Annotated in this window: 15 protein-coding genes; 12 read left to right on the top strand and 3 right to left on the bottom strand. The window is 37.3% G+C overall.

The genetic code is table 11. The annotated features are described in order from the left end of the window. The first annotated feature begins 344 nt into the window (after positions 1-344). A complete protein-coding gene (locus OSO01_RS07030; RefSeq protein WP_147209726.1) occupies positions 345-1,307 on the top strand; it encodes an NAD(P)-dependent oxidoreductase in 963 nt (320 codons plus the stop codon). Positions 1,308-1,397: 90 nt separating this feature from the next. On the opposite strand, the gene OSO01_RS07025 is transcribed toward OSO01_RS07030, so the two are convergent. Then, positions 1,398-2,135 (bottom strand): GNAT family N-acetyltransferase, encoded by a 738-nt coding sequence (locus tag OSO01_RS07025; protein WP_147209725.1) that lies wholly within the window; start codon positions 2,133-2,135, stop codon positions 1,398-1,400. Positions 2,136-2,360: 225 nt separating this feature from the next. Here OSO01_RS07025 and OSO01_RS07020 point away from each other — a divergent pair, with 225 nt between their 5' ends. The 4 genes from OSO01_RS07020 (at position 2,361) to OSO01_RS07005 (ending at position 4,525) form a co-directional block, all read left to right on the top strand. After that, entirely contained in the window at positions 2,361-2,948 is a 588-nt protein-coding gene (locus OSO01_RS07020) for a TetR/AcrR family transcriptional regulator (RefSeq protein WP_147209724.1), read from the top strand. Further along, positions 2,945-3,361, top strand: a complete 417-nt coding sequence (locus OSO01_RS07015) for a DUF5367 family protein (protein ID WP_147209723.1) — start codon at positions 2,945-2,947, stop codon at positions 3,359-3,361. The genes OSO01_RS07020 and OSO01_RS07015 overlap by 4 nt, the downstream gene beginning before the upstream one ends. A gap of 83 nt (positions 3,362-3,444) precedes the next feature. Continuing rightward, positions 3,445-4,020 carry a bifunctional transcriptional activator/DNA repair enzyme AdaA gene (locus OSO01_RS07010; RefSeq protein WP_147209722.1) on the top strand — a complete coding sequence of 192 codons (576 nt, stop codon included), beginning with the start codon at positions 3,445-3,447 and terminating at the stop codon, positions 4,018-4,020. After that, a complete protein-coding gene (locus tag OSO01_RS07005; RefSeq protein WP_147209721.1) occupies positions 4,010-4,525 on the top strand; it encodes a methylated-DNA--[protein]-cysteine S-methyltransferase in 516 nt (171 codons plus the stop codon). The genes OSO01_RS07010 and OSO01_RS07005 overlap by 11 nt, the downstream gene beginning before the upstream one ends. 109 nt (positions 4,526-4,634) lie before the next feature. Here OSO01_RS07005 and OSO01_RS07000 read toward each other — a convergent pair whose 3' ends face one another. Then, on the bottom strand, positions 4,635-5,738 hold the full coding sequence (locus OSO01_RS07000; RefSeq protein WP_147209720.1) for a 5-methyltetrahydropteroyltriglutamate--homocysteine S-methyltransferase: 1,104 nt from the start codon (positions 5,736-5,738) through the stop codon (positions 4,635-4,637). Between the two features lie 307 nt (positions 5,739-6,045). On the opposite strand from OSO01_RS07000, the gene OSO01_RS06995 reads away from it, so the two are divergent. The 4 genes from OSO01_RS06995 to OSO01_RS06980 are packed head-to-tail and all read left to right on the top strand — an operon-like array spanning position 6,046 to position 7,907. Then, positions 6,046-6,855: a DUF817 domain-containing protein gene (locus OSO01_RS06995; RefSeq protein ID WP_147209719.1), complete on the top strand. Its 810-nt coding sequence runs from the start codon at positions 6,046-6,048 to the stop codon at positions 6,853-6,855. A 35-nt stretch (positions 6,856-6,890) separates the two neighbouring features. Beyond that, positions 6,891-7,373 (top strand): DUF2975 domain-containing protein, encoded by a 483-nt coding sequence (locus OSO01_RS06990; protein ID WP_147209718.1) that lies wholly within the window; start codon positions 6,891-6,893, stop codon positions 7,371-7,373. 11 nt (positions 7,374-7,384) lie between these two features. Continuing rightward, a complete protein-coding gene (locus tag OSO01_RS06985; RefSeq protein ID WP_147209717.1) occupies positions 7,385-7,612 on the top strand; it encodes a helix-turn-helix domain-containing protein in 228 nt (75 codons plus the stop codon). After that, positions 7,605-7,907, top strand: a complete 303-nt coding sequence (locus tag OSO01_RS06980; RefSeq protein ID WP_147209716.1) for a hypothetical protein — start codon at positions 7,605-7,607, stop codon at positions 7,905-7,907. Before OSO01_RS06985 ends, OSO01_RS06980 begins: the two co-directional genes overlap by 8 nt. A gap of 76 nt (positions 7,908-7,983) precedes the next feature. Here OSO01_RS06980 and OSO01_RS06975 read toward each other — a convergent pair whose 3' ends face one another. Continuing rightward, positions 7,984-8,691 (bottom strand): MerR family transcriptional regulator, encoded by a 708-nt coding sequence (locus OSO01_RS06975; RefSeq protein ID WP_147209715.1) that lies wholly within the window; start codon positions 8,689-8,691, stop codon positions 7,984-7,986. A 259-nt stretch (positions 8,692-8,950) separates the two neighbouring features. On the opposite strand from OSO01_RS06975, the gene uvrA reads away from it, so the two are divergent. The 3 genes from uvrA to OSO01_RS06960 all read left to right on the top strand — a co-directional run bounded on the left by uvrA (position 8,951) and on the right by OSO01_RS06960 (position 13,933). Continuing rightward, on the top strand, positions 8,951-11,407 hold the full coding sequence (uvrA, locus tag OSO01_RS06970; protein ID WP_147209714.1) for an excinuclease ABC subunit UvrA: 2,457 nt from the start codon (positions 8,951-8,953) through the stop codon (positions 11,405-11,407). Between the two features lie 229 nt (positions 11,408-11,636). Next, positions 11,637-12,365, top strand: coding sequence for a DUF998 domain-containing protein (locus tag OSO01_RS06965; RefSeq protein WP_246145079.1), 729 nt, complete (start codon positions 11,637-11,639; stop codon positions 12,363-12,365). A 278-nt stretch (positions 12,366-12,643) separates the two neighbouring features. Then, the gene (locus OSO01_RS06960; protein WP_246145078.1) at positions 12,644-13,933 is read left to right on the top strand and encodes an MFS transporter; all 1,290 of its coding nucleotides are present in this window, start codon (positions 12,644-12,646) and stop codon (positions 13,931-13,933) included. Positions 13,934-13,938: the final 5 nt, after the last annotated feature.

Below are 13,938 nucleotides of genomic sequence, written 5' to 3'. Positions count from 1 at the left end.
CTTTATTAAATTTTCAACGTTTTAGTATTATGAGTGTATCATACAACAAATATATGTGGATACCGCTTTCCGGTTATACAGGTTGATAAATGTAAAAAAAGAAGGTACTTATGAGATAAAATTAAGGGGTGAACATTTCTTGAGATAAAGTAATGTTTCCTATTATAATAAGAACATTTATATTTTAAGAAGGTGTTCGATTCTTTTACAAATGTTTTTGAAAGATTTATACTGTGAGATGATAATTCAGAATAAAGTACTGTAGAAAAGCTATGATAAGAAAGGAATCCATTTGGATTAAAACAGAAAAGTAGTAAGACGCATCGCGGAAAGGGATAGATAATATGTTAGTTAAATTATTAGAACCATTAAATGTTCCGGATTCACTCATTGAGAAACTGGCAGAGCCAATTAAACAGAAAGGCCATGAATTTGTTTATTACAACAATAAAACAACAGGCAGCACAGAGTTGGCAAAACGCAGTGAAGGTGCAGATGTTGTGATGATTGCCAATAATCCGTATCCGACGGAAGTAATTAATCAAAATGATAATTTAAAATTAATTAATATTGCCTTTACAGGTGTTGATCACGTAGGAATAGCAGATGCAAAAAAACAGGATATTCTGGTATGTAATGCAGCCGGATATGCAAACCAGGCAGTAACAGAATTAACCATCGGTCTGGTAATGGATTTATATCGCGGCATTACACAGGGAAATAGTGATGTCCGTGCCGCTGATTATCCGGGAGCTTACCAGGGAAATGAAATTAAAGGAAAAACTGTCGGTATCATCGGTACAGGGCAAATAGGGATCGAGGTTGCCCGTTTATTTAAAGCATTCGGTGCAAAATTAGTTGCTTCTAATCAGGCCAGCATTAATCCGGAAGCAGTGGAGCTGGGCGTAGAGTATATGGATTTAGATGATGTCTTATCTCAATCAGATATTGTAACATTACATGTACCATTACTACCAAGTACAAAAGGTCTGCTCTCTAAAGAGAAAATAAAATTGATGAAAGAATCGGCTGTTTTGATTAACTGTGCAAGGGGGCCGATTGTTGATAATGATGCACTGGCGGATGCTCTGAACAATGGAGAGATAGCTGGAGCGGGTATCGATGTATTCGATATGGAACCGCCAATTCCGGATGATTACAGACTATTACATGCAAAAAATGCAATTTTAACACCTCATGTAGGATTTTTGACAGATGAGGCAATGGAGCTTCGCGCCCAAGTTGCATTTGATAATACGATAGCATTTTTAGAAGGTAACCCTCAGAATGTGATGAAGCGAAAATAAAGCTGCATATAAAAAATAAATAATATGCTTTACTCTAGAAAGGGATGATTGTGCCATATTGCAGGCATAGTCATCCCTTTTAAAGCTTATTTATTCTTTTACCCTGTACCAATACTTATAAATCTCTGAATAGCCAATTTTGGAATAAAGCTTCAACGCAGGTTTGTTATTTAAAAGAACAGCTAAGTAACTGTATTTAGCTCCTATTTCTTTTCCCCATTTTAATAAATTCAATAGCAGCTGTTCAGCAATTCCCTGGTTCCTGAACTTAATATCAGTAACAATATCATAAATCCCTATGTATTCTCTTTCAACAACACCCAGCCCGCAGGCAATTACATTTTCCTCATGGTAGAGTGATATAAAACATTTTTGAGTTACGATATTTGATAGCATTTGCTTCATGGTATGTTTGTTTTGTTCCTCTACATGATTCAATCTGCAAAAATGGTCCAGCCACTCAATTGTTATATCCTCATCTAAATTCACAGAATGAACTGTTGGCTCCTTCATATCTTTTAGATTCATGATTTGCACGCTGGTAATGTCAATTAATGAATAAGCCATTCCTTTTAGAATATCATCTAAATTATCCGGTTTAACAAAAGGAGTTATTTTAAATATGGTTCGTAAATTATTTGCTGAATAGATTTTTTCACATGCTTCTATTTTTTGAATTAATTCGCAGGTTGAATAGAGAATCGGCTGAATCGAATTGCTTCTTTTGGTATAGCCATTTGAAAATCTCAGTATCCAGCCATCATAAAGCAAGGTAGACAGCGACGGCCAATTGTTTAAAGATAATTCCTCAATCATTTTATAATTCATTTTATTTCTCCCAATTGGTTTTTTGAATTATAATACAATGAAATGTATAAATATGCAATAAAAGTCTTTCTTTAGTAGGTATATTTTGTTATTGCTGTCTGTAAAAAAGCTTCATTTTTTAATAGCTGAAAATGAATTTCTGAAGTGAGTGCTTTCCTTGTAACTATTTTATAGCTATGATATTTTAGAGTTATTCAATTGAATAACTAAAAGGGCGGTGTAAAAATGGCTAAGCCAAATGGAGTCAGTAAGCAGGAGTTAATTCAATATGCAAAGCAATGTCTGGTCGAGAAGGGGATGGAGAAATTCACTTTAAGAGCGGTAGCGGACACTGCAGGAGTAACCCAGGGGACGATTTATTATCATTTCCGTACAAAGGAGCAATTATTGTTAGGTATTGTAGAGGATATTTGTAAAACAAGCTGGGAAGAAATCTCGAAAAGCAATACCTTTGTACTTGAACAGGCAATCGCTTCAGCTAAAAGCCGCTGTTCCTATGATTCCTTTTTTCATCAATTGTTTATTTTAATCACAGCAGCAAGCTTTAAGAATGACAAAATAAGATATCAGTTATCAGAAATAATAAAGGCAGAGAATCAGGCCTTATCAGAGAACTTATTAAAAATATGGCCTGAATCCCCTGTCAAAGGTGTGTCCATAGATACGTGGGGAATTATGTTTAACGCAATGGTTGATGGATTAGCGATGCAGGCATTATTGCAAAAAGATTTTCCGGTCGAAAAAGTATATCAGGAATTGGAGTATCTTGTAGGAGCGCTCACTAATTTTGGCAAGAAGGAGGCAATAGAATGAAAACCTATTTGTTCACAGCTGCATGGGGCGTCATAGTCTGGATAATTGCCACGTTATTTTTTCGGATTTTTGGAGAGGATGTTCTTTTTACTCCTGGTACAGACGCATTTATGTATAGTACCGCCATACTTTTAGTTGGAACAGCTATTTTATTAACGCTGGTTATTTATCTCTATACATTATTTGATAAAAAGGATTATGCAGCGATAAGATTTGGAATTGTAGGAACGATGACTGGATTGGTGCTGGATAGCTTTGTTTTTTCAAACTATCAAATGATATTTCCAAATTTAGATGAGACACAGATTATTGCTTTTTCGTCCTGGATGTCTTTTGCTTATGCCTTGTATTTAGTTATTCCATTTCTTTTTCAGCAGAGAAGCAGGCAAAAACAAGCTGTAAAAGGAAAATAGAAGTTTTCATATCTTGCTTTTTAATTGGATAAATATTTATTTCTTACTCTTCAGGTGTACAATAAGAGAAGAGGTGATTGCCAATGAGTAGTAAAATAACTGCAGAGCAGCGGAAGGCGATTATGGAAAATGATAAGACATATGACGGACAGTTCTTATATGCTGTGAAAACTACTAAAATCTTTTGCCGTCCTTCTTGTAAATCAAGAGTACCCAACTTCGATAATGTAACGATTTTTAGAACGGCAGAGGAAGCCTTACAAGCTGGTTACAGGCCATGTAAGAGATGTAAATCTGGAGGAAGCAGCTTGCCGGATGAAGAATGGGTTATGCAGGCAGAAGCGTATATTAAAGAAAATTATGCCATGTCTTTCACATTAAGTGATCTTGCTGAAGCTTGTCATGGCAGCCCTTATCACCTGCACCGCGTGTTTAAAAGATTAAAGGGAGTAAGCCCTCTGGTTTATCAGCAGAAAATTCGTATGGAGAAAGCAAAAGTCTGTTTAATAGAAACCGATTTATCTGTAAAGGAGATAGCAGGGCTTGTTGGAATTTCGAACCCAGCTCGATTTATAACATTATTTAAAGAGAAAAATAATCAAACACCGGGTCAATATAGAAAGGAATATGCAGGAAGGGGCGTATGCAATGAAAAATAATCAGAAGGAAATTATTTATTATGGCAAAATAGAGCATAATAACTGGTCTATGTATCTTGCAGCAACAGATAATGGATTATGTTATGTCGGGTCACAAGATAAAGGCTTAGATGAAATAGAAACCTGGACAGCTAAAAAAAGAGCAGATGCAAAGCTGATTCACGATGAAGAGAAAATTAATGTTTACAAAAAACAGCTGGTTTCTTATTTAGATGGGGAAAGAAAAGAATTTGATTTGCCAGTTGATTTAAAGGGGACTGCTTTTCAGGAATCTGTTTGGGAAGCGCTGCAGCATATTCCTTATGGAAAAACCGTTTCGTATATGGATATAGCAGAGAAAATAGAGAAACCGAAAGCAGTAAGAGCTGTTGGTGCGGCTATTGGTGCGAATCCGGTAATGATTCTGGTCCCCTGTCATCGTGTGATTGCAAAGGACGGCAAGCTGATAGGATTTCGGGGAGGTATTCCGATGAAGGAACGTTTATTAGCGCTGGAGCAAGGGTAAGTACTTGGGACATGCATTTATAATATTAGAAACCGCTAAGGATAAAAAAGCATTAGAAAACGTAGCTGCCTGCCAAGTTTTCTAATGCTTTAAAAATTTCACCGCTATTTTAGAGAAAGTCTTGACAGGAAACTAACAGGTCAATCTTTTTCCATTGTATATCCTCATCAATAGAATTTCCTTCTTCCACAGAAGCAAAACCGCATTGTGGAGATAGCGCAATATTGTTCCCAACTATGGATTTTGCTTCCAGGTATCTTTTCTTAAGTTCATCATGTGCTTCCAGTACAGGATTTTTAGTGGAAATAAGACCAACCACAAATGTAGCGCCTGTATCTTTCAGCACTTTCCAAGGCGCAAAGGAACCAGAACGTGCATCATCATATTCAACAAAGAAACCGTCATAAGGGATTGTACTGATAACCTCTGCAACAGAATCATAAAAACCTGAAAAAAGTGGATTCCCTTTAAAGTTTCCTTTGCAGAAATGCGTTGCTATCGTCATTCCTTCCGGTTTCTGTTCTAGAGCTTTTGCAGAAGCTTTTCTAAACCATTCCAGAACCTCTTCTTTGGTGTAGCCGAGAGCAGTAACTTTTTCGTTGAATTTATCATCAATCATATATGTCCATGAGGTATCATCAATTTGTAAATATCGACATCCATGATTATATAAATCCTGGATTGCTTTCTGATATGCTGTTCCAATATCCTCAATCACTAAATCAATATCGTTGCCGTAATAGGGTGTATCCTTGATGCACAGCTGAAGAAAATGATCAACGAGAATCATATTTGGTCCGGAGATAGATTTCTTTGCTTCTACTCCATTGTATTTTTTAGCAAGGCTATGTAAATAATCCCAAGCCTCTATTTCGGGATGACTCTTATTTTTATCATAAGAAATTTTTCCTTCAATATATCCTAATTCAATTTTATTAGTTACACCGTTGATTACTTTATCAAAATGCTTTGTAGTAAAGCCATCAAATTCTTTCAGCCAGTCGAGATGCCACCATCTGCGTCTGAACTCACCGTCTGTAACAAACTTGAGGCCGTGTACCACTTCTTTTTCCACTAAATCTGAAATTGCCTGATTCTCAATCTCTCTCAGTGCTTTTAAATCAATTTCTCCATTAAAATATTTTGCACGGGCATTTTTGATTTCTTCAGGTCTTAAGAAAGAACCTACAATATCATATTTTATATCCAGCATTGTTATATCTCCTCGTAGTACATATTTACTCGCAGTAATAGTGTTAATTATATGGTGAAATCGAAAAGTTTGTAAAATAGCTAAAACATATTGTTGGATATAGTTTTAAGATATAGCGGATTCTCTGATTTGATGAAAAAGTCTTTCAGAACAGATTATTTTGTCCTGTGATAAATATAAAAAAGGGAAGTTTTTAATAGGATAAATTTATTTTTTTATTCTTTTTTAGTATTTTTTTATTGATTTTCGATAAATAATTATCTATAATCAATGTTAATAATAAAACTATTAGATGGGGATTGAAAAAATGAGAGCAATGAAACAGCTGATTCGATTCGGCTATGAACAAGCATTATCCTGTATCTTTCCAGTCATTATTTTTGCATCCTTGGCAATTACAAAATTTATTGAGATTCCTTTTCTGCCGAGATATGATTTATTATTAATCATTTGTCTGGTGACACAGGCTTATATGATAGCTTCCGGATTGGAGACCAAAAAAGAACTTGTTGTTATCACATTATTTCATATAATTGGATTGACTTTAGAAATTTTTAAGGTGAACATGGGATCATGGGTCTATCCGGAAGAAGCGTATACGAAGTTTTTTGGAGTCCCTCTATATAGCGGGTTTATGTATGCAAGTGTAGCCAGCTATTTATGCCAGGCCTGGAGAAGATTAGATGTTCGATTGGTAAAATGGCCATCCATCTTTTTAGCGGGCCCTCTGGCAGCTGCGATTTATTTAAATTTCTTTACACATCATTATTGGCTGGATATCAGATGGTGGCTGTCCGCATTAGTGCTTCTCGTATTCTTAAGAGCATGGGTGGACTATAAGGTCGGCAATAAACGCTATCGTATGCCAATCGTTCTTTCCTTTTTCCTGATCGGCTTCTTTATTTGGATTGCGGAAAATATAGCAACCTTCTTCCAGGCGTGGGAATATCCAAATCAGGCAGAAGTATGGAGCATGGTACACTTAGGGAAAGTAAGCTCCTGGCTGTTGTTAGTCATTGTCAGCTTTTTAATAGTAGCAATGCTAAAGCAATCACAGGCAAAAATTGAAGGATTGCTGGAAGGGAATAATCAAGGGTTTATCAAAAGTAAAAGCTAATCAGAGAAAAGAATTTTATAAATGAGGTGATTTTTATGCCAAAAAGCTCGACAGCATTTTTGAAAACAGTAATTTATATAATGGGATTAATTATGATTGCTTTATCAGTTATTTTAATTCCGCAAATTATCATCAATATTTCGGATAGCTCTTCCATGGTTAAATGGATAGTATATCCAATTGTGATAGGAGTTTTTTTAACAACCATTCCATTTTATCTGGCGCTTTATCAAGCCTTAAAGCTGTTAAGACTGATTGATCAGAAGCAGACATTTTCAGAAGAAGCTGTTTTTACTCTAAAAAGAATCAAGCAATGTGCTTTAACCATTACCGGTATTTATATTTTGACAATGCCGTTTATTTATCTGTTTGCAGAGAAGGATGATGCTCCAGGTGCAATTATAATTGGAATGGTACCATTGTTTGTATCGTTTGTTGTTGCTGTATTTGCTTCCCTTTTACAGAAGCTGTTTAAAAATGCGTTAGAAATTAAAACAGAAAATGATTTGACTGTGTGAGGGGTGATGATATGGCTATAGTGATTCATATTGATGTGATGCTGGCAAAACGAAAAATGAGCGTGACGGAATTAACAGAGAAGGTTGGTATTACGATGGCAAACCTTTCTATCTTGAAAAATGGAAAGGCAAAGGCAATTCGTTTTTCAACACTGGAAAGAATTTGTGAAGCTTTGGAATGTCAGCCCGGGGATATTTTAGAGTATGTTCCGGATGAAGAAGGGGAACGACATGAATAAGCCAATTATTTATGTCACTATCCTCGGTATATTATTGATTGCTGCGCTATTGAATTTCTTATTTGTTTATCCATTTCTGCTGATCCAGTATACAATCTATGTTTTTATTATATCGGGATTATTGTTTACCCTTCTTTTTGGCTGGTTTGCAATTAGAAAAGAATATCCGTTCATAATCGTCAGCAATATACTTATTCTGTTATTGATTGTTTTATTTGTGGTTTTTATTTATTTTTTTGGAGAATGCGGTTATCCGCCCGCTATTAACCTCTTCAATAATGAAATAAACGTATAAACACTTAATCAAATTAAAATGAAAAAGTTACCTTATCTTCAATAATTATGTTATATAAATAAGGTAACTTTTTATATTATTTATCCTGTTCCTTCAACAAATCAATCAATTTATAAAGATAATAAGCCCCTCTTAATTGCTGTTCAATTTGATAATCCATATAATCCAACGCATCGATAACAATCTTTCTGGCGTCTGTTAAACTGTGATGCTGTATTTTATCCAGTATATCGCGTACAGTGGCCAATAAATAAACTGACGATTGTACGGTTTTAATAATTAATACTCTTCTCATGTCTTCCCTTGTATATAGCCGGTAGCCATTTTCGGGGTTTCTTTCAGGCGTGATTAATCCTTCTTTTTCCCAATGTCTGAGGGTTGTTGCAGCGACATGCAATTCATCTTCTACCTCTCCAATTGTATAATACTTCTTTTGCTGTTTTGTCATGAAATCCTGCATGTTATCAGGGCTTAAGATGGTGGCAGCGTCCAGTGCCTGCTGCTTTCTCTCAAATAACTCAGCCTGCACTTCGTTCACTGTCCATAGTGCTTCAATAAATTTATTTTCCTGTAACAAGGGCATGACTTTGCGTACAGTTCCCATACCAAATCCCGGGTACATTGCCCGGATGCACAGAAAATAAGCCTCATGGATCTCGGTATATACACGATAACCATTTGCTTTACGGATAGCTTTTGGTACTATGCCCCATTCTTCATAATGTCTTAACGCACTCGTCCCAACATCCAGTTTTTTTGCTATATCAATTGGTCTCAGTTCCATATTCACCTCCGAAGATTCAATTAAAACCTTATAGCTCCATGACGGGTTTTTTCTTTTGAAAGCTATTATAGCTTATTATTATATGCAAAACTTTGCACTTGCACAAATGTTATATGATTGTAATAGATGCTTTAAAGGAGGGATATCAAGATGCAATTGGTTATTAAAACACTATTTTATCACGCCACCATGAAAAGAACATTGCACTTGCAAGCAGGAAGTACGAAGGAAACAGAAGTTATGGGGGAGGAAAAACGATATGCATAATATGATGACAGTAAAAGGAGCCCGTGAAAATAATTTAAAGAATCTTTCTGTGACTATCCCTAAAAATAAACTGATTGTTGTTACTGGCCCTTCGGGTTCCGGTAAATCTACACTGGCATTGGATACTTTATTCAATGAATGTCAGCGCCAATATTTAGAATCAATGGGGATGCAGGGAATTAATAAGCCTAAAGTTGATTCTATCAGTGGTCTGTCGCCTGCAATCAGTATCAATCAGCATATTACTAATCGGAATCCACGCTCGACAGTGGGAACGATGACGGATATGTACACGAGCTTACGGATGGTATTCGAAAAGCTTGGAGAAAGAAGTTGTCCAAAGTGTCAGCAAAGAATCAATCCAATGACATATGAAGGAGCAGTGCAAAAAGAAGAAGATAGCTTTACAGAATATATCTTTTGCCCGAATTGTAAAGAAAAAATGGAAAAGCTGACTCGTACCCATTTTTCTTATAATACAACAGAAGGTGCCTGTCCAACCTGTAAAGGATTAGGGAAAACAGTGGATATTCATCTGCCGTCTGTTTTTCATGAAGAGATTTCCTTAGAGGATGGTGCGGTAGATATATTTGCAGGACGTTACGGGGAATACCAGATTGCTGTTTTAAAAGCAGCTTTTCGTTATTACAAACTGCCAGATGCAGAAAACATGCCTATAAAGGATTTTAATGAGGGGCAAAAGGCAATCCTTTACTATGGTGTAGAAAGTGCTGAGGTGAAGCAGCTTTTTCCAGATGTGAAGCCTCCAAAAACAGTGGAGAAAGGAAAATTTCCTGGTGTACTAACCTCCATGTGGCGCCGCTATTCAGAGCATGACGGTTCTTCGGCAGAAGCAGAAGCTTATTTTTATTCGCAAACCTGCCCGGATTGTCATGGTGATCGTTTAAATGCGGTAAGCAGAGCGGTTACTGTTGATGGCTGGACGATACCGCAATTAGTTGTGGATTCCTTAGAAGAAATGTCTGCCTGGGCAGCTAAACTGGAGGAGTCATTGGAGCAAACAAGTTATCAGCTTGTCGAAACATTTATTCAAGATATAAAAACAAAGCTCTCCCGTATTATTAAAATAGGATTAGGGTATCTGACGCTGGACAGGCAAGTAATTACTTTATCTGGTGGAGAGGCACAGCGAATAAGGCTGTCAGCCCTTCTAGATTCTGCACTTACAGGCGTGCTGTATATTATGGACGAGCCGACAGTAGGATTGCACCCTAAGGATACAGCAGGTTTGATCAGTGTATTAAAGCATCTGCGTGATTTAGGAAATACGGTTTTATTAATTGAGCATGATGTGGATGTGATGAAAGAAGCCGATTATATTATTGATATTGGCCCTGGAGCAGGAAAGCTTGGAGGAACTGTGGTTGGGCAAGGAATCTTAAAAGAATTAATTGATGAAGAAAAATCAATTACAGGACAGTATTTACGTACAGAAAAGCCAATGAAGACTAATTATCGAACTGGGAAAAAGGAAGGTATAACGATATATCATGCTACTGCAAATAATCTCCAGGATGTGACAGTAACCTTTCCCAAAGCCTGTTTAACAGCAGTAACAGGTGTTTCGGGCTCAGGTAAGTCATCACTGTTATTTGAAGTACTAGCAAAAGCAAATGATACGATCCCTGAAGGCTTTGAAAAGGTAACAGGCATGGATACCTTTGGTCAGATGATTATTGTCGGCCAATCACCGCTCAGCAGAATGAAACGATCAAATACAGCGACTTATATTGATTTATTTACACCAGTTCGTTCACTGTATGCTAAATTGCCTAAAGCAAAGGAAAAGAAGCTAACTGCCAAGCATTTCTCTTTTAATACAGCAGGGGGGCGCTGTGAAAACTGCCAGGGGCTTGGCTATGTGACCACAAATATGCTCTTTTTTCCCGATTTAGAGGTAGTATGTCCGGAATGTCAGGGGAGAAGGTTTAAGCAAGAGGTGTTAGCGGTGAAATATCAAGGTCATTCCATTAATGATATTTTGGAATGTTCAGTGCATGAGTGCCTCTCTGTTTTTGAAGGAGAAAAGAAGATACAAGCCATTTTAAAGCTCTTAACAGAAATAGGTTTAGGTTATCTAAAAATGGGACAATCCTTAACTACTCTGTCAGGTGGAGAAGGGCAAAGGCTGAAGCTTGCGAAAGAGTTAATGAAGCAGGGGAAAAAGACTTCTCTTTATTTATTGGATGAACCAACCACCGGATTACACCCGAATGATACAATTCAACTCTTGAAGCTGTTAAACAGGTTAGTAGATGCAGGGAATACGGTAATTATGGTGGAGCATAACAGCCAGGTTATCGAAGCAGCGGACTGGGTTGTTGATTTAGGTCCTGAAGGCGGGGCAAAAGGAGGACAGGTGTTAGCTGAAGGAACGCCGGAAATGATTAGGAAAAATAAAGATTCATTTACGGGGCAGTATTTATAAGTCAGATTGAATTTAATATCTTTTAAACTCAAAGGTCATTCTTATAAAAAGGATGGCTTTTTAGCTTGTAAAGACTTTGCATAAAAAAGTAAAGAACATTTCCAATAAAATAGAATGAATCTTTGCAGGGTGAAGTAACGTAAATAGAAGAGAAGGATATTTATTAGTATATTTGTCAGGGGATTGTATGAACATTAGATAGATGATAATAAAGAGGAGGTGTAATAAAGTGAGCTATGGGTTTCATGCTGCAGCGATGATAATTGTTACACTCACAGTTGTATTGGCAATATTATTATTCCGTAAATCCAACAGCAGGCTATCTATTCTAATTGGTCTGATTAGCTGGGTTGCATTAAGCGCCTACTTTATGATAGAAGCGATTGTTATTCGTGCGACTACAGAACCTTATAGTTTCTTGAATCAGCCAATGAGTGACTTAGGTGTAACTGCTTGTGGGACAGATACCTATGTACTCGCAAGCTATATGATTTGTTCACCTCATCACTGGCTGATGAACTGGACTTTTTTCTTAACAGGCTTGTTTATTTTGATTGGTGCAGTTTTACTTTACCCACTATGGCCGAAGGTTCGTTCTATAAAAACAGCAAGTATTTTCATTGGTATTTTTGGAGTAAGCTATGGAATCTCTGGAATTGTCCCTGCTGACATTGATTTTTACTGGCACACGTTAACTGCACTTCCGGGTATGGTTGTACAGATTCCTGCAATGATTTTAATCAGTATTGCTACTCATAAAAAAATGCCCCGTATATTTTGGTGGACAATTATTTGTACAATAGTTACCACAGCAGCTCTTTTAAGTCTGTTCTTACAGCCAGTATTTACTGGGGTTCCCGGTGGTTTACTTCAGCGTATACTCTATGCTTCTGTATATATTTGGCTGACAGGTACTGCAATTGGCCTTTGGAGCAGGCGAATTCGTGAGGCAAAGTAGAAAGGAAACTTGAGGTACTAAAAAGACTCTTGTCTGAAGTAAGTTCGTTTAAGATCAGGGGTCTTTTAAGTAGGAAAATACCAATTAGAAGTATCTTTCAGTCTGCCATCGGTATTCTAATCAGCTGATTATCATTATTTCGGAGAGAGCCTCGTCTATCTGATTATTAACTAAAATTTTTGGAATGAACAAATTATATTGAACTGGCAGATGCTTAGTGCTATGATTTTCATATTCTAATAAATTCAGATAATTGATGGAGGAAGGAAGATTAGATCTTGAAAGAAAAGAAAGAACAAATAAACGAATACATAGAATCACCTGAAAAACAGCAGCAGTTGTATAAAAGAACTTTGATGGTTGTTATTCTTGCACAAATTTTCGGAGGAGCGGGCCTTGCTGTTGGAGTTACAGTTGGAGCTTTGTTAGCACAGGATTTATTAGGATCAGATAGTGTGACAGGCTTACCATCCATGTTGTTTACACTAGGGGCTGCAGGAGCCGCCTTATTTGTCGGGCGGGCATCTCAACGTTATGGCAGGCGGTTTGGACTTACTGCCGGATTCTTAGGTGGAGCGCTTGGAGCTGTGGGAATAATTATAGCGGCAGTTTCAGAAAATATTATTTTGCTATTCTTTGCTTTACTGGTCTATGGAGCAGGTTCAGCGACTAATCTGCAGGCTCGATATGCAGGAACGGATTTAGCGAATTCAAACCAGCGTGCAAAAGCGGTAAGCATGGCCATGGTATCGAGTACTTTGGGAGCTGTAGCTGGTCCTAATTTAGTCAGTGTGATGGGGAATGTTGCAGAATCCATTGGAATACCAGCTCTTGCCGGACCTTTTATATTGGCTGCAGCTGCATATTTTTTTGCCGGACTTATCTTCTTTATTTTATTAAGACCGGATCCATTTATTGTAGCTAAAGAAATCAGGCTGGCAGAGGCCATAACCAATACGCAGTCTGCAGCTGCTGAAGAAGAAACTCTGGAAAAAGATAAAAGAGGAATTTTTGCCGGTGCTTTTATTATGATTATCAGTCAGTTTACGATGGTCGCTATTATGACGATGACACCTATACATATGGGGCATCATGGTCACGGACTAAGTGATGTTGGATTTGTCATTGGTCTCCATGTCGGGGCAATGTATCTTCCTTCTCTAATTACAGGTTATCTGGTGGATAAGGTTGGAAGGGTAAATATGGCATTTGCATCTGGTATTACACTCATGCTGGCGGGAATATCAGCAGCTTTTGGACCGGCAGAATCCACGATGGCTCATGTAATTGCTTTAGTATTGCTGGGGCTTGGGTGGAATTTTGGTTTGATTAGCGGAACCGCTATGCTGGTAGATGCAACTCCTGCAAATACCCGTGCGAAATCACAAGGATCGGTGGATGTCTGGATATCTCTAGCCGGCGCAATTGGCGGAGGATTATCAGGAGTGATTGTTGCCCAGGCGAGTTATATGACATTAACTTTATCCGGAGCATTGCTTGCCGTAAGCATTATTCCAGTTGTTATTTTAACAGTGGGCTATTTAAGAGGCTGGCGCTGGAATCATTAAGAAGT

Origin of the sequence: Oceanobacillus sojae (genome assembly GCF_007991515.1) — a bacterium.
In the GTDB taxonomy this organism is placed as follows: Bacteria; Bacillota; Bacilli; order Bacillales; family Amphibacillaceae; genus Oceanobacillus; species Oceanobacillus sojae.
This window is presented reverse-complemented; position numbering and strand designations above follow the sequence as displayed.